Genomic DNA, 15,673 nt, shown 5'->3' with positions numbered 1-15,673 from the left:
GGTAAAGCCGTTAGAAAGTAAGCCGGATAGAGCCGCCATATGTGCGGGTCTGAGGCAACGCGTTATACTCCAACCCTTGTGAGTTGCTCGCGCCCTGGGCATTTACCTCTGGGTCGATGTGCGGCACGTTTGGGGCGTATAAAAACACGTTACGGGCGTTAAGACCTAGCTCTACAGAGCCTAGGAAGGTGCGGTTAGTCAGGGCTTTTGGCAGCACGTAAGTAAGTGCTACTTCCCGCAGACGGATCCATGAAGCATCAAAGATGATGTACTCGGCCACGCTGGCGCCGTAGAGGTCGGTGAAGTAATCTTCGGCCGTAATCTGCGTGGTGTTGGGCGAGTAAGTGCCATCACCATTAGCTACTACGCCCTTGTGTACGTAAGTCCGGTTGCGGTCTTGAGTTTCTTTAACCGAGCCTGAGCGCCGCAAGTCGGTGATGTTGCGGCCGTAGATGTCGCCGCCGTAGCGAACATCAAGCAGCGTATTCAACGTTAGGCCCTTCCACGAGAACGTGTTCGTCATGCCGCCCGTCCACTGTGGGTTTGGGTTGCCTACGATCTGGTTCGTAGCGGCTGTAGCCGTCCGGCCATTCGCATTGAGCAACAACTGGCCATCAGGGGCATGTTGGAAAACACTACCGAAAATAACACCATAAGGCTGGCCCGCAATCAGGCGAGTGCTAGGGGTTGTGAAGCCTCCAAGGGTAATCTGATCGACACCAGGAGCTAGCTCCAGTACCTTCGTCTGAACGTGCGTCCAGTTGATGGAGTTGCTGTACGTGAAGTTAGTGGTCTTAACTGGAGTGGAAGTAACCAGCAATTCAATTCCTTTCGCTTCCGAGCGCCCAATATTCTGGTACGAACTGGTGAAGCCTGAGGCGCCCGCCACTGGTACTGCAAAAATGATGTCTTTGCTTTGCTGATTGTACACGGTAGCCTCCAACCCGAGGCGTCCGCCGAAGAAGCTCAGGTCGGTGCCTACTTCATAGCTGGTCGTAAATTCTGGACCTAGGTTCGCGTTGCCCGCAGCGTTGCCATACGATTGGCCTGATTGTCCTCGGAAAGGGAAAGCAAGGGCAGGGCCAAAACCGTCGGAAGGGTTGTTGGTAGAGGCGTAGTACGTCTCGGTCCGGTATTCGTCCGCTTCGCGGCCTACCTGGGCCGCCGCTCCCCGAATAGAAGCAGAGCTCAAGAAACGATTGTCTTTCAGGCTAGGAATCAGCTCCGTTAGAACTACACTAGTCGAAACGCCAGGATAGAAATAAGAACGGTTGTTTTTGCCGAAAGTAGAAGACCAGTCATTCCGGCCGCGTAGCGTAATGAAGGCAGCCTTGCGGAAATCAAACCCTACTTCGCCGAAGGCTCCAATCAATCGACGCTCAGTTTGCAGTCCGTAAGGAGTGAAGTTGAGCGTATTGGTAATGTTGTTGTAACCTCGTACCTGAATGTTGTTGCCTACCACGCCGATGTCGGTCGTGCGGCGCTGGTTGATTTCGTTGCCTAACAGAACACGAACCCCAAACTTGTCATTCAAATCGCGGTGCGCATTTAGAAACAAGTAAGAGCTTAGCTCGCGCCGTGTGAAGGTTTCATCTTCAATAGCACCTACGCCGCTTACGGCTGAAGCGCCTTTCCCGTCACGAGCGTTTACCCGCTTGATGGTTTGGGCATACGTGTCAGTACCTAGCTTGTAGTCTACCGACAACCAATCCGTGAAGTCATACCCTAGGCTGATGTTGCCCACAATACGGTTGAGCTCATCGTTATAGGTGTTGTACTTGATCGTCCACAAGGGGTTGTCGTCGGTGCTGTACCACGTGTTGTTCGCAGCAAGGCGTCCGTTGGTAGTCGTCACGTCAGCCGGAACCTGTTGGCCACCGGTAGGCAGCTCGTAAGGGTAGCGGCTGAGGTCGTAGCTACGCGGCAAAAACCACGAGCGGAAGAAGGGGTTAGCGAGTTGGTTGCCCTGCTGCGTCCGTTGCGAAACGTTATTGGTGAAGATCGTACTAATAGAGGTGCGCAGCTTCGGCGTGAGGTTGGCGCTACCATTGAAGGTCACCGTGTTTCGCTTCAGGTCGTTGTTGTCCAGAATACCTACCTCGTGCAGGTTACCGTAGGAAGCATAATAGCGCGTACGCTCAGTGGCACCCGAAAGCGAAACATTGTTCTGGAAGTTGGAGCCTGTTTTAAACAGATCCTTTACGTTGTCGGGGTTGATGGAAAGCTGCTCCTGCTCTCCGCGGAAGTTGGTTACGGTTTGTCCCGTTACCAGTGGCCCCCAAGACGTATTGCTTAGCGGATTAAATACGCCGCGGTTGCCCTGCCCATAGATGTTCTGGTAATCAGGCATGCGCGATACCTGCACGATATTGTAGTTCGACAGGAGCGTTACGGTCTGCTTCTTCGAGTTTTGAGAAGAGCCTTTCTTTGTAGTAATAATCACCGCACCGGCTGCTGCACGCGAGCCATACAGCACTGCCGCTGCAGGTCCTTTCAGCACCGATACTGATTCAATGTCATCTTGGTTGATGTCGATAGCACGGTTGGAGTTTGAAACGCCAGATTGTAAGGCGTTGCCTGTGCCAGTGGCGCCACCGCCGTTATCGATTGGAATACCATCTACTATGAACAGCGGTTGGTTGCTACCCGTGAACGTCGTTTGGCCTCGAATAAAAATGCTGGCCGAGGAGCCTACCATGCCGCTAGAGCCTTGAATGCGCACACCAGCAACCTTCCCCGTCAAGGAGTTAACGACGTTCGTTTGCCGGGCCTGAGTCAGTTCTTCATTTTTGATTTCCGAAACTGAATAACCTAGGGCCTTGCGCTGTTGCTCCACGCCGAATGCCGTGACAACTACTTCGCTAAGTTGCTTGGTGTCCTCCGCTAGGCGAATGCTAAACTTTGTTTCGTTCCCTACAGGTAACTCCTTGGTTAAGTAGCCAACGGAGCTAATAACCAGCGTACTATTTCCTTCAGGTACACTAAGGGTAAAAGTACCATCTGCATTGGTCGACACACCGTTGGAGGTGCCTTTCAGTAGGATGGTTGTGCCGGGTAGCCCACTGCCCGTAGTTTGGTCGAGAACTTGTCCAGAAATGCTTCGGTTTTGGGCCGCCACTTGTTGCATTAAAGCAACAGTAAGAACGGGAATCGTAAGTAGAGTTTTTCTCATGCTAGAGCCTTTAAAAATAGATGTGTGGTAAAGAGCCTTTTGCTCGCATCCTTCCAAGAAAAACACTACTTATCGTAAAAACAAGATCTGTAAAAAAATACTGTAGTTTTTAATGGAATATTAATGCGTTTGTCTTCCTTTTAATGATTTTAAAATATTTTGAGCTTTTAGATAAAAAGAATTAACGCAGAGATGCGGGAAGGGTCATTCGCATAATTTGTGAATAAATAGTAATAAACTGTGATGCGTCTACCGCATACTACATTTCCGACGATGATCAGGTGAAGTAACAAGAAGAGGGGCCACACGAATCTTCGTGCGGCCCCTCTTCTTGTAATGCTAATGTTTTGGACGAGTTAAGCCAAGAAAAGCAGTGCTTACAATAGTTCCTTGCGCATCACGTAGTCGTTCATCCAAAACGGGCCAATCGGAATATCTTCCTCACGGTAGTGCTGAAAGCCCTGACGCTCATAAAACGCAATAGCCGGATTATAGCGGTTAACGTTCAGCTCCAGAGCGGTGCCACCAGAAGACCGCGCAATATCTTCTACTGCCTTGATCAACTGCTGACCTAGCCCTTGACCTTGGTGGGAAGGTAATAAGTAGATCTTGTTGAGGTGGTAAATGCCTTGCTCCTTAGCCGAATATGACGCAAAGCCGCTCGGGTGGCCTTCACAGTATAAAATCAAAAACTGTTGACCTTGCTCCCGCATCTGCCGCTGCAACGAGGCAGGCGTGTAAATGACGCGGTACATGTATTCCAGTTGATCCTTGGAGATGATAAAACGATACGTCGGCTCCCAGGTAGCTTCGGCAAGGCTGACAATGGTGGGGATGTCGGCCAGGGTGGCAGGCTGAACAACAACGGCGGCAGAATTTGCTAACATAGGCTGCAAAAACGTCATTTTCTGGCGAAGAACCGAACCCATTTCGCTTGTATCGCCCTTTTAGGCCCGAAATTCCTGGCTTCTAAAATACGAACGATGCTTGGTAGTCGTTCGTATACAACATTCACCTTATTGCATACAATGAAACGACTCTTGCTGCCGCTTGCCCTTCTGACGACGATACTGACGCCGCTTGCTACCCAGGCCCAACAAAAAACGACGGCGGCTACTCCTTCAGCAGTAGAACGGGACTTGCGCACCTTCAGCGCCTGGGTCGATCAAAAGATTGATAGTGCTTCGGCTGGGGCGCACCGCAAATGGCCTAAGCTTATGGCTGACTACGACCGGCAGAGCGCCCGCCTCGACCGCGCCGTGGATAGCCTCTCTGTGCAATCGAAGCAGAAATACGTAGCCCAGAAAGCACGCTACAAGGCGTGGTCGGCGGAGCAGCAGCAGCTAGAAGCTAGCGTGCAGAGCGACCCAGCCAAAGCCACAGCCATCCAAAATAAACTGCTGGGCGAAAATGTAACTATCAGTAAGACTCGCGCCGCCGAGTTACCCGATTTGTACGGTCGCTTCTTAGAGTCGACGCGGGCACAGCGCCGCAGCTGGACTGCTACCGACTGGACTGCCGCAGGGGTGGTGCTCGCTAAGCTGAATGGCCGCTATGACCAAGTGCGTGACCAGCTGGATATCGACGAAAAAGTGCGTATCCGCTCGTTACAAGGTGAATTTCGGACGCTGGAGAAAGCCAAAGATGTGAAAGACATCTTTAATGGCCTCTAAACTCGTTGCCTAGGTAGGGGCTGGCGTCGTAGCCAGCCCCATGCCGCCGGGACGCTGTAGAACAACTTGATGGCAAGGTGAGGCTGCACGCGCTTGGCGAACTCCGTGCTAACAATCTGGTTGCTGACGTCAGTCGCGAAAACGTAGGCTACCGCTCGCAGGCCATCCTTCAAAGCGCGAGGTAACCACTCGTACTCAAGCCAACTCATGGCCTCGCTCCAGTCGCCAGTTGATTGGTGCTTGTCGTTGAGTAGTAAGGGGCAGTGTAGCCAGCTTTGGAGCGCCGTTGCTTGCTGGGCACCTTTGATAACTTCAATCGCCGTCAGGTTGCCGTACCAGCGGGCATATAACACTTGTTCGGCTTCGTAATGCCAGAACTCAATAAGCCGGTGGCCGTGCGTATCCGACACGGTCGATAGTAAGCGCGGTTGGGTAGGCATCGGACGATAAGGAAGAACGATAGGGGAAACGATAAGACACGTATCTAATATAACATAAAGGAGGAATTTATGTACTATGCTGTGGCGCTGCCACTATGCTAAGTAATTGGCCGTGGTTCTGACCCGATGCGTTATTTTTGCGGCTCACTTTTCGTTCCGCCCCTAGGTCATGCATATTGCAATCGTCGGAAATATTGGCGCCGGCAAAACCACGCTAGCTAATAAATTGGCCCACCACTTCCACTGGGAAGTGTTTTTGGAAGACGTAGATCACAATCCGTATCTCAAAGATTTCTACGACGACATGCCCCGGTGGGCGTTTCACTTGCAGGTATATTTTCTAAATAGCCGTTTTCGTCAAACGCAACGAATTAAGACGTTGCAAAGCGCTGGTAAAGGCGTAATCCAGGACCGCACCATCTACGAAGATGCCCACATCTTCGCGGCTAACTTGCACGAGTCTAGCCTTATGACGGAGCGCGACTACCAGAACTACCTAAATCTGTTTGAGTCGATGATTAGCATGGTAGAGCCGCCCGACCTGCTGCTGTACCTACGCGCCGATTTGCCGAAGCTGATTCAGCAGATTGAGAAGCGCAACCGCGACTACGAAAACAATATCAAGATTGAGTACTTGCGCAATCTTAACGACCACTACGAAAAGTGGATCAGCAGCTATAAGCATGGTAAGCTGCTGATCGTGGATGTAAACCACCTCGACTACGTACAGAACCCTGAGGACCTAGGTACCATCATCGACCGCATCAACAGTACCTTGTTTGGGCTGTTTTAATCACAGCCCTAGAGGCCGAACGCCCCACCGTGCGCTTGGCCTCTAGGGCTGTGCGAAACCTAGCAGGTCGTTATAGTTACGGCAAAGCCTGAATGCGCCGGGGGCCATTTCTACCGGTTTGCTGTTGGATATGCGCTTTATTCTCCCTCCAACGCTCGATTCAAGAATTGCACGAGCGGCTGTGCCGCTTGAAAGCTAGCTAGCACACGCGGCACAAAATCGGGCGCCAGCAGCTCGGCATCGGTGAACGATTGCGACACAAAGAAATCTTTCAGTTTGAGCCACTCAATATCGGGGTCGTTCTTGTCGTATCCTTTCGGTGGACGTTGGAGCCGTTCGCCCTCGAAACCATCTGGGAAGTGCTGTTGCATCTTCGGGGCTTGGCGCAGCTCATGAAACTCGGCGCCGTTGTAGTGAATTTCCTGGCGGATACGAGCTAAGCTCGCTGGCTCTGGGCGCCATTTGCCGGCGCCTACCCACGTTTGGCCGTTAGCTTCCACCGCAATAAAATAGCCAGCCCACGGTGAGTGGCGCCCGCCGCGGCCCATGCCGGCTCCCATCCGGTTTTTGTAGGGCTCGTCGCTCTGCTGAAAGCGGTCGTTTTTGTTGATACGGAACATCGAATCGGAAGGTGTGATGCCTTGCAAATCGGGGTCGAAGCGCTGCAAGCCGTGCAGCAGCTCCTGCACTAGGGCCGTGAACGTGGCCCGCGCCCGATGATAGTCGGCACGGTTGGCATCCATCCAGGCTTTATTGTTGTTGGCAGCTAGGTTGTTCAGGAATTTGAGCAGAAAGGGGAGGTCCATGCGTAACAGAAGAAAGGCGGGCTGTTCACTACAACCTGCCCGGCAAGAAATAGATTTGGCAGCTGGCAGAAAGCTACTTGTACGTCAGCACCGTTAGGGCGTCGCCTACGCGTAGCGTTCCTTGCTTAGGACCCGTAACGTTCTGGCCAAACATGACTTTCTTATTGATGGTGCGGTAAGTAGCTAGGGTGCGTAGCGGCTCGCCATGACTACTTTTCTCTGCCGTTTGCTGATCTATAGTTGTCATGACGCACCGGCTGCAGGCGCGTACCGCCCGAAAAGCGAGGTCGCCAATCTGGAATTCATTCCACGTGTCTTCGGCGTAGGGGGCGCCGCCTGAAAATACGAGGTTGGGCCGAAACCGATTCATTAGTACGGGCTGATCGAGGCGGGTATTTAGCTCATCTAAAGCCGATTGCCCAATGATCAGGTAGGGGTAATCATCCGCAAAACTCACTAGCGTGTTTTTGGGGTTCAGTTCCGGCTCTACATCGCGGCGCACCATATCCGACATATATACCAGCTTACAGGGCTGGTTTAGCGCTATGCTGAGCCACTCGTCGACGGCTTTGTCGGCGCGGCAAGCAAACACCATGTCGTCCCAAATCGTGACGAACAAGGTGCGCTCGGGGCTAGCTTCGAAGGGAACGTAGAGCGGCAGCAGCTCCGGGCGTTGCCGGTGCGTGAGCAGGAAACCGTTGTAGGCAGGATGAACATCAAGCAGCGCCATTTCGGCGTGCTGACGCTGGGTCATGAACTGGTTGCGCTCGTTCACAATCAGCCAACGGCGGTCGTGGCGTAAGCCTCTTAGTTCAATATCAGCTTCGGTCAGTCGAATACCGCCAAGGGATTTAACAGGATAAATGTAGAGGTCGGAGAGGGTAAGAGGCGCAGACATGCGGGCAAAGGTACAAAGCTAGGTTCTGGCCTAGGCTGTCAAAGGCCGAAGAATAAGTAGGCCCTAAACACAAGCAGAGACGCGCACTAGTGCGCGTCTCTGCTTGTGTTTACTTCATTTGTAGCGCTTAGGGCTGCTGTTGGGCTATTTCCACGGCGCGGTACAGGTTCACCACGCCGCCTGTGTTAGAGAGCTGATCGAAAGGTACTTTCGTCTGCGTGCCGGGCTTCAATACCTGCGTGTGGTAGGGCACCGCCGACTGCTGGATAATGCGCTTCAGATCAGTGGGCGTCAGCTTGGGAAAGTACGACTTCAATACCGCGGCAATTCCTGACACTACGGGGCCGGCCATACTGGTGCCGCTTTCGTTGCCGTATTTGCTGCCGGGCAGCGTCGAATAGATGTTTACGCCGGGCGCAAACACATCTACAGTGCGCTTGCCGTAGTTAGAGAATTCGGCAGCTAGCTTCTCATCGTCTTGGCGGGCCGAGGCTCCTACCGTAATCATGTTCGGAATGGTTTTGCCATCCAGGAAGCGCGGCGAAGGATATTGCGTTTCCACATCGAGGTCCTTGTTTTCGTTGCCGGCGGAGTGCACTAGCAGCACGCCCTTGCTGCCCGCGTACCGGATAGCTTCTTCCACGGCAGGGCGCTGGGGCGAGTAGTACTTGCCGAAGCTCATATTGATAATCTGAGCACCGTTGTCGACGGCGTATCGGATGGCATTGGCCACGTCCTTGTCATGCTCGTCGCCATTGGGCACCGCCCGCACCGCCATGATGCGAATGTTGTCGGCTACGCCTTGCACCCCTAGGTTGTTGGTACGGTCGGCACCGATAATGCCTGCCACGTGCGTGCCGTGTTCGGGGTCGGGTCCGGTCACGTCTTTGTTGCCGTAAGCGTGGTCCTTGGTGTTATCAGGGTTGTCACCTACAATTTCGCGCGGGTTATACTTGAGGTTGAGCGAGTAATCCAGTCCGGTTTTACCGTGCTCGGCGGCCTTTTGCATTTCGGCTACTACCGTTTCGGCGTCGGCAAAGCCCATCGTAGTGATGCCTCGGTAAAGCTGCGTGGTGACGTCGAGCAAAGCCGGGTTAGTCGTGGGTGGGTGGTGCAAGGTGGCCGTATCGAGACGGGACACATTTAGCGCCTTCTTCACCTGCGTTACTACTTCGCTGGTTTGCTCATAGAGCTGGCCAATTTGCTGCGCTTGTTGGGTGCTCTCGGTGAGCTTCTCCTGGTAGGTTTTCTTTACCTGAGTGTACAAGTCAAACTCGTCGCGTTTGGCTGCCGGCACCGACGTACGAGTTTTGCCTTCGTACAACGGTTGCAGCTTGGCCATCAGGCGGGTGTCTTCGTAGGTGTCGATGTCGACGTTGCGGCCATCCTTGGCACCTAGGAAATTCCAGCCGTACACGTCGTCGATAAAGCCGTTGTGGTCGTCGTCTTGCCCATTGCCCGCAATTTCTTTGGGGTTCTTCCACAGCACGCGCCGCAGATCTTGGTGGGCGGTATCCACACCCCCATCAATCACCGCCACGATAACAGGCGTAGACTTACGGCTCTTTAGTAGCTCTTGGTAAGCACGGTTGGTGCTCACGCCCACAACGCCACCATCGGTTTGTGCATCAAGGTGAAACCACTGTTGGGCTTGCGCTTCGGCACGAGTGGGAGGAGCGGGCGGCGCTGCTGGGGTTTGGGCAAAAGTAGCAGCCGGCACCAATAGCGCCAGTAGCAAAGGCTTGAGGGAAGAAGACAAGGAAAAAGACATTAGTGAGATGCAAGCAAGAAAGCGAAGTATACGCTGCCCAACACAAAACCGAAGCTAGGGGTGCAACGACGAATAAAGAAAGTAGTGATTAGGCCAAAGACGCTGAATTTGAGGGGAAGACGCATTACACAGCCGTACCTTGTGCGTGAGGCAACAGCCAATCTTCGCCGGCCCGACTTAGACATTGCACCCGCGTATTTTTGTCGCGGTATACTTCCAGCAGGCCTTCCCGAACGAGCGCATCGGCCACGCGCTGAGCAGCTTGCGCCGTAAGGCCTGCGGCAGCTCCCAGTTGAACGTTGGTCTGCCAGCGTTCAGCCATGAGCGCATAAGCAATACGCGCTAGCGTGCGACGGCGGCGCGGATCTTTGGTGCCTAGGCGTGCCCCGAGTGCCGCGCCTAGTCGCTCCTGAATGGCTTCGGGGGTAACCAAGATGGGTGGCGTTTCGTCGCGAGTAGCAATGCGTTGCGCAAATTGTTCGAGCACGGAAGACGACGAAGGCAAGCCGGCATCAGTCATACGACAGCGGTCTGGATATAAATATTAACTAGTTGGATGTAAATGTGTAGCGAATAGATAAATATTGTTAAGTCTGGGGTCTACTTAGTTAGCAATTAGGTATAAGGTAGATGATCTTGTGTTGAATAACCTGTTAAGTAGGGCCTTATCAACCATACACCATTAAAAACGGATGTACTGGGCAAATAATTTAAGTTAATGGCTCTAGTATCGAAAGTGTTAGCTGAACTAACTACCGCACAGCCGACTCGATTGGACTTCGTTTGGCAAAGATAACAAAAGCTAGGCAAGGACTTGGGCAAAGGCATAACGGCATAAAGCTACCTTGCAAGAGGACTGTTGCGCAGTTATTAGCTGTGTAAAATGCTACAAAGTGAAAGAGTGCGGCAACCTCTAGGCGCGTCGTGTATCTTTACCTCGTTCTATTGTTCCTGTCCGAATGCGTCTTTCTAATCTTCGTGCCGCGGTACTTCTGCTGTTGCTGCCGCTGCTAGCCCACGCCCAAACGCCTAAACATTACACCTCTGCCGATATTGCCCTAGGTCTGCGCAAACTCAATGTGCTGGGCTCAGTGCTCTACATCGCAGCTCACCCCGACGACGAAAACACGCGCCTGATTGCCTACATGGCTAACGGCCGTCTGCTCGAAACTGGCTACCTAGCATGTACCCGCGGCGACGGTGGACAAAACCTCATTGGGCCCGAAATCCGGGAGCAGCTAGGTGTCATCCGGACGCAGGAGTTGCTGGCGGCTCGCCGCACCGATGGTGGCCGGCAGTTTTTCACCCGCGCCAACGATTTCGGCTTCTCTAAAACGGCCGAAGAAACCTTTACCATTTGGGACAAAGAGCAGGTGCTCGCCGATATGGTGTGGGTGATTCGCCAGCGCCGCCCCGACGTGCTCATTACCCGCTTCCCACCGGATGCCCGCGCTGGCCACGGCCACCACACGGCGTCCGCTATCCTCGCTGCCGAGGCTTTTGATGCGGCTGGCGACCCTAAGCGCTTCCCTGAGCAACTGAAGTACGTGCAAGCTTGGCAGCCTAAGCGCTTGCTCTGGAACACGGGCAGCTTCTTCGTGAAACCCGGCGAGTCGATGGCTGGCTATATCAGCGTGGATGCGGGCGGCTATAATGCCTTCCTAGGTCAGAGCTACGGCGAAATTGCGGCAACTAGTCGCTCCAATCACAAAAGCCAAGGTTTTGGATCGGCTGCTACGCGGGGAGAAGCCCTGGAGTATTTTCAGCCGGTGAAAGGGGAGAAGGCGGCCAAAGACCCGTTTGAAGGTGTGGATATGACGTGGAACCGCGTGAAAGGCGGAGCAGCTGTGGGGAAGCTGATTGATGAAGTGATTAAGAAGTACGACCCTAGCAATCCGTCGGCTAGTGTGGCGGGGTTAGCCAAGGTATATGAGTCCTTGTTCCGCTTACGGATGAGTAACAAGGACGCTTTCTGGCTGGATGAGAAGATTAGCGCTACTTCTGCTTTACTACAAGCTTGCTCAGGAATTTACGCAGAAGCAGTGGCAAATGAGTCAAGTATCGCAACCGGTTCAGAGCTCACAATAGATTACGAAATTGTAAATCGGTCTGTGCTGACAGCAAAACTGGATAAGGTTACAATCAGCAAAGTTTATTCTCCTAATGATCCGGTAACAGTTACGTTAGACGCTCCGCGAGTAGATTCTAAGCAAGCTGCTGAACTTGTACCAAACAAACGAGTGAACGGAAAGCTAACAGTCAGTGCATTCACCAACTCTTTGGTTTCACAGCCCTATTGGCTTCGTGAAGAAGGATCAGTCGGAATGTACAAGTTTACGGAGCCTAATCCACAAGGCACGGTGAAGGAGCAGCTACGTGGTACGCCCGAAAATGCTCCTGTAGCTTCTGCCTTCTTCTCTTGCACCATTAATGGAGCATCACTTCTTTTTACCGTTCCCGTTCAATACAAGCACACTGACCCCGTCCAAGGCGAGCTGTATCAACCCCTGGCCGTAGTGCCAACAGTGGCGGTAAACATCGGCGGCAAAGCCTACGTCTTCTCCGAAAACCAGCCGAAAACCGTTCCTGTAACCGTGCGCGCGGGGCGTGATGGCGTGCGGGGCACCCTAGCTTTAGCATTGCCGGCGGGCTGGAAATCAGAGCCCGCGTCGGCTAGCTTCGACCTAGCTTCGAAAGACCAAGAGCGAACCATTCAGTTTCAGGTGCAGCCAACGGGCAACCAAGAAAGCGTGGGCCAGCTTCGCGCCGTAGTTACCGTGGATGGACAACAATATGCGCGTGGTATCCAGACCATTGAGTACAACCACATTCCAACCCAAACGCTTTTCCCCGAAGCTGTAGCGCCGCTCGTGAAAGTGGACCTGAAGCGCAAAGGTCAGCAAATCGGCTACCTCATGGGCGCCGGCGACGAAGTGCCCGATGCCTTGCGCCAAGTGGGCTATACCGTCACGCTGTTGAAGGAAACTGACATCACGCCCGAAAATTTGCGGCGCTTTGATGCCGTGCTGCTTGGCGTGCGCGCCTACAACGTGCTCGACCGCCTGAAGGTGCTCCAGCCCACCCTACTCGACTACGTGAAGGATGGCGGCAACCTCGTGGTGCAGTACGTGGTGAACCGCGGCACCGTAATGCCGCAAATTGGGCCGTACCCCTTCATGCTTTCTACCGACCGCGTGACGGTAGAAAACGCCGACGTTACATTTCTCAAGCCCCAACACCCCCTGCTGAACGCGCCCAACAAGATCAGCAACAAGGATTTTCAGGGCTGGGTGCAAGAGCAAGGCTTGTATTACCCGAGCCAATGGGACGCGCAGTATCAAACCATCATCAGCAGCCACGACCCGAACGAGAAGCCTAAGGAAAGCGCTATTCTCGTGGCCGATTACGGCAAAGGGCACTACATCTACACAGGGCTGTCGTTCTTCCGGGAGTTGCCGGCGGGCGTGCCTGGGGCCTACCGGTTGCTCACCAACATGATTTCGCTCGGTAAGTAACTACATGAACACGACAGTGCCGCAACGGCGCGAACTTCGATACTTTATCCTAGGCTGCTGCGTGCTGTGCCCGATTGCTTTGTGGGTACTGGATAAGCCGCTGGCTCTGTGGCTGCACGAGTACACCCGCGAGCTACAGCCCTTTTTCGAGGCGCTTACCAACGCCGTGGATAAAGTGTACATGACGTTGTTTTACTCCGCCGACCTAGGTGGTGTGCCCATTGGCTTTGTGGCGCTGTTCGTACTGTTTCTGTTGGGGCGTTTTGTGCTGCATGCTCCGAACCCAGGCGTGTTTTTGCTGATCGGGTTGGTACTACTCAACAGCGGAGTTGCCACCAATCTGCTCAAAATCTACTTCCAGCGCCCACGGCCCGATGCTTTTCTACTGCACGGCATGGCGGGCACGGGCTTCTGGCAGGCTACCACCCGCGACTATTCATTTCCCTCCAGTCACGCCACGCTTTACTTCAGCTTATTATTTCCGTTGGCTTGGCAGTTTCCGCGGTACCGGTGGCCGCTGCTAGTGTTGCCCATGCTGATCACCGTGGGACGGCTTGTGCTGGAGCTACACTTCCTAGGCGATGTGCTAGCTTCTGTTGGTCTGGTGGGCGTGCTCACTTGGCTGTTTAGCCGGCTGCCGTTCATTACGCCGCGCACGCCCTTTCGCTTGCGCCGGTATCAGCCGACAAAAACAGACGAATAGAGAAACGACGCCGTTTAGCTTAACCTCCCAAACTGTTAGAAGATGAGAAGCTAGCAGGTAAGTTCCTACCCTATGAACCACCCCGACAACCCACCACTCTTAACAAGCTGGCGCGCATGGTACCTCTTGGTACTCGCCGCTTTAGCCGCCGAAATCGTTGGCTTCACGCTTCTAACCCGCTACTTCGCGTGAGCCTGCTCGACTGGCTGGTCCTCGGTGCGACGTTGTTCTTCATTGTGGGCTACGGCACCTGGCGCACCCGCGGCAGCCGCGACCTGAACTCGTACCTGCTTGGCAACCGGGAGGCGCAGTGGTGGGGCATCGGGCTGAGCATTGTGGCTACGCAGGCCAGCGCCATCACCTTCCTGAGTGTGCCCGGCCAAGCCTACGACGACGGCATGCGCTTCATTCAGTTTTACTTCGGCCTGCCCCTCGCGATGGTTCTCATTGCCGCCGTGGCCGTCCCGATTTACCACCGCTTGCACGTATTTACGGCCTACGAATACCTCGAAACGCGCTTCGACCGACCCACGCGCACTTTGGCCGCTGGCTTATTTCTGCTCCAACGGGGCCTTAGCAACGGCCTCTCTCTGTACGCGCCGGCGCTGGTGCTGTCAGCCATCCTAGGGTGGAATACTAGCCTTACCGTGTGGCTGATCGGCGGGCTTATGATTGGCTATACCGTAGTGGGAGGCACGCGCGCCGTAGCGGTTACGCAGCAGTGGCAGGTCGCCGTTATCTTCACCGGCATGGTGGTGGCGGGTTACTTGCTAGTGCATTATCTGCCTGCCAATGTAGGGTTCGGGGATGCGTTGCGCGTGGCCGGTCATCAAGGCAAGCTCAACCTCGTCGACTTCCACTTCGACCCCAAAGACCGCTACAATTTCTGGTCGGGCATGACGGGGGGCTTGTTTCTGGCGCTATCTTACTTCGGTACCGATCAAAGCCAAGTGCAGCGCTACCTAGCCGGCCGCAGCATCAGCGAAAGTCGTTTGGGCCTGTTGTTTAATGGGCTAGTCAAGGTGCCCATGCAATTCGGCATTCTGCTGATTGGCGTGCTGTTGTTTGTGTTTTATCAGTTCAATGCCCCGCCGCTTACGTTCAACCGCCCAGTACGCGAACAGCTAGCCACCAATGCGCAGTACGCACCGGCGCTTCGCCAATTGGAGCAACGCCAAGCCACCATTGCCGCTGCCAAGCAAGCGGCTAACGCCGAGTTGGTCAACGCATTGCATGCCAATGATGCCGGGCAGTTAGCTAGGGCCCAAACCCATTTGCAGGTAACGGATGCGGCCACCCAGGGCTTACGTGCCGATTTGAAGTCGCTCCTGAAGCAAGGTGCGCCCACGGCCGAAGCGAAAGACACAGACTACATCTTCCTTTCCTTCGTGCTCGATTACATGCCGCACGGCTTCATTGGGTTGCTGATTGCCGTGGTGCTCAGCGCGGCCATGAGCAGCTCAGCCGCTGGCCTCAATGCCCTCGCTTCCACCACCGTCATCGACTGGTACCGGCTAGCTCGCCCAGCCGCCGATCAGCAGCACTACGTACTGGTGTCGCGCTGGGCTACGGCGGGGTGGGGGGTGCTAGGTATTGGGTTTGCGTTGTTTGCAGCGAAGCTAGAGAACTTGATTCAGGCCGTCAACATTCTAGGGTCGTTGTTTTACGGACCTATTCTGGGAATTTTTGTAGTGGCTTTCTTCATGCCACTGATCAAAGGCAGGGCAGTGTTTTGGGCCGCTGTGCTTGGGCAAGTGCTGGTGTTGTTGCTGTTCTGGCAAACCGATATTGCTTACCTCTGGTACAACATTATTGGCTGCTTTCTGGTGATGCTATTCGCGGCAATAGGGCAGAAGCTAGCCCGCCTGTAGCGCAGACTACAAAGCTCACGCTACAAAAAAG

The 15,673-nt window shown here is 54.1% G+C and carries 12 protein-coding genes; 5 read left to right on the top strand and 7 right to left on the bottom strand.

All coding sequences use genetic code 11. The features are described 5' to 3' along the window. Nucleotides 1-10: 10 nt before the first annotated feature. Together BXP70_RS18415 and BXP70_RS18410 are read right to left on the bottom strand one after the other, a co-directional pair. On the bottom strand, nt 11-3,172 hold the full coding sequence (locus BXP70_RS18415) for a SusC/RagA family TonB-linked outer membrane protein (protein ID WP_086595585.1): 3,162 nt from the start codon (nt 3,170-3,172) through the stop codon (nt 11-13). Between the two features lie 377 nt (nt 3,173-3,549). Further along, nucleotides 3,550-4,059: a GNAT family N-acetyltransferase gene (locus tag BXP70_RS18410; protein WP_086595600.1), complete on the bottom strand. Its 510-nt coding sequence runs from the start codon at nt 4,057-4,059 to the stop codon at nt 3,550-3,552. Between the two features lie 141 nt (nt 4,060-4,200). Here BXP70_RS18410 and BXP70_RS18405 point away from each other — a divergent pair, with 141 nt between their 5' ends. Then, nucleotides 4,201-4,845, top strand: coding sequence for a DUF6565 domain-containing protein (locus BXP70_RS18405; RefSeq protein ID WP_086595584.1), 645 nt, complete (start codon nt 4,201-4,203; stop codon nt 4,843-4,845). Here the strand turns inward: BXP70_RS18405 and BXP70_RS18400 are convergent. Continuing rightward, nucleotides 4,842-5,285, bottom strand: coding sequence for a hypothetical protein (locus BXP70_RS18400; RefSeq protein ID WP_143436564.1), 444 nt, complete (start codon nt 5,283-5,285; stop codon nt 4,842-4,844). The genes BXP70_RS18405 and BXP70_RS18400 overlap by 4 nt on opposite strands. 169 nt (nt 5,286-5,454) lie before the next feature. On the opposite strand from BXP70_RS18400, the gene BXP70_RS18395 reads away from it, so the two are divergent. After that, nucleotides 5,455-6,078 carry a deoxynucleoside kinase gene (locus tag BXP70_RS18395; protein WP_086595582.1) on the top strand — a complete coding sequence of 208 codons (624 nt, stop codon included), beginning with the start codon at nt 5,455-5,457 and terminating at the stop codon, nt 6,076-6,078. 137 nt (nt 6,079-6,215) lie between these two features. On the opposite strand, the gene BXP70_RS18390 is transcribed toward BXP70_RS18395, so the two are convergent. The 4 genes from BXP70_RS18390 to BXP70_RS18375 all read right to left on the bottom strand — a co-directional run bounded on the left by BXP70_RS18390 (nt 6,216) and on the right by BXP70_RS18375 (nt 10,073). Beyond that, a complete protein-coding gene (locus BXP70_RS18390; RefSeq protein WP_086595581.1) occupies nt 6,216-6,884 on the bottom strand; it encodes a DUF2461 domain-containing protein in 669 nt (222 codons plus the stop codon). A 73-nt stretch (nt 6,885-6,957) separates the two neighbouring features. After that, nucleotides 6,958-7,782 carry an MOSC domain-containing protein gene (locus tag BXP70_RS18385; RefSeq protein ID WP_086595580.1) on the bottom strand — a complete coding sequence of 275 codons (825 nt, stop codon included), beginning with the start codon at nt 7,780-7,782 and terminating at the stop codon, nt 6,958-6,960. Nucleotides 7,783-7,909: 127 nt separating this feature from the next. Then, nucleotides 7,910-9,541, bottom strand: coding sequence for a S8 family peptidase (locus BXP70_RS18380; RefSeq protein ID WP_245849677.1), 1,632 nt, complete (start codon nt 9,539-9,541; stop codon nt 7,910-7,912). Nucleotides 9,542-9,677: 136 nt separating this feature from the next. Continuing rightward, nucleotides 9,678-10,073 carry a hypothetical protein gene (locus BXP70_RS18375; RefSeq protein ID WP_086595578.1) on the bottom strand — a complete coding sequence of 132 codons (396 nt, stop codon included), beginning with the start codon at nt 10,071-10,073 and terminating at the stop codon, nt 9,678-9,680. Between the two features lie 439 nt (nt 10,074-10,512). On the opposite strand from BXP70_RS18375, the gene BXP70_RS18370 reads away from it, so the two are divergent. From BXP70_RS18370 to BXP70_RS18360, 3 genes are all read left to right on the top strand, one after another. Next, on the top strand, nt 10,513-13,068 hold the full coding sequence (locus BXP70_RS18370) for a PIG-L family deacetylase (RefSeq protein WP_086595577.1): 2,556 nt from the start codon (nt 10,513-10,515) through the stop codon (nt 13,066-13,068). A 4-nt stretch (nt 13,069-13,072) separates the two neighbouring features. Then, nucleotides 13,073-13,771 (top strand): phosphatase PAP2 family protein, encoded by a 699-nt coding sequence (locus tag BXP70_RS18365; protein ID WP_086595576.1) that lies wholly within the window; start codon nt 13,073-13,075, stop codon nt 13,769-13,771. A gap of 188 nt (nt 13,772-13,959) precedes the next feature. Further along, the gene (locus BXP70_RS18360) at nt 13,960-15,642 is read left to right on the top strand and encodes a sodium:solute symporter (protein WP_086595575.1); all 1,683 of its coding nucleotides are present in this window, start codon (nt 13,960-13,962) and stop codon (nt 15,640-15,642) included. The last annotated feature ends 31 nt before the right edge of the window (nt 15,643-15,673 follow it).

This window comes from Hymenobacter crusticola, from assembly GCF_002154225.1.
Lineage (GTDB): Bacteria > Bacteroidota > Bacteroidia > Cytophagales > Hymenobacteraceae > Hymenobacter > Hymenobacter crusticola.
Note: the sequence above shows the minus strand (reverse complement) of the source record. Positions and strands in the feature narration are given on the sequence as shown.

What these genes read in the sequence shown, in the direction of transcription:
- BXP70_RS18415 (WP_086595585.1), bottom strand. Translation starts at nt 3,172, where the DNA reads ATGAGAAAAACTCTACTTACGATTCCCGTTCTTACTGTTGCTTTAATG.
- BXP70_RS18410 (WP_086595600.1), bottom strand. Translation starts at nt 4,059, where the DNA reads ATGTTAGCAAATTCTGCCGCCGTTGTTGTTCAGCCTGCCACCCTGGCC.
- BXP70_RS18405 (WP_086595584.1), top strand. Translation starts at nt 4,201, where the DNA reads ATGAAACGACTCTTGCTGCCGCTTGCCCTTCTGACGACGATACTGACG.
- BXP70_RS18400 (WP_143436564.1), bottom strand. Translation starts at nt 5,285, where the DNA reads ATGCCTACCCAACCGCGCTTACTATCGACCGTGTCGGATACGCACGGC.
- BXP70_RS18395 (WP_086595582.1), top strand. Translation starts at nt 5,455, where the DNA reads ATGCATATTGCAATCGTCGGAAATATTGGCGCCGGCAAAACCACGCTA.
- BXP70_RS18390 (WP_086595581.1), bottom strand. Translation starts at nt 6,884, where the DNA reads ATGGACCTCCCCTTTCTGCTCAAATTCCTGAACAACCTAGCTGCCAAC.
- BXP70_RS18385 (WP_086595580.1), bottom strand. Translation starts at nt 7,782, where the DNA reads ATGTCTGCGCCTCTTACCCTCTCCGACCTCTACATTTATCCTGTTAAA.
- BXP70_RS18375 (WP_086595578.1), bottom strand. Translation starts at nt 10,073, where the DNA reads ATGACTGATGCCGGCTTGCCTTCGTCGTCTTCCGTGCTCGAACAATTT.
- BXP70_RS18370 (WP_086595577.1), top strand. Translation starts at nt 10,513, where the DNA reads ATGCGTCTTTCTAATCTTCGTGCCGCGGTACTTCTGCTGTTGCTGCCG.
- BXP70_RS18365 (WP_086595576.1), top strand. Translation starts at nt 13,073, where the DNA reads ATGAACACGACAGTGCCGCAACGGCGCGAACTTCGATACTTTATCCTA.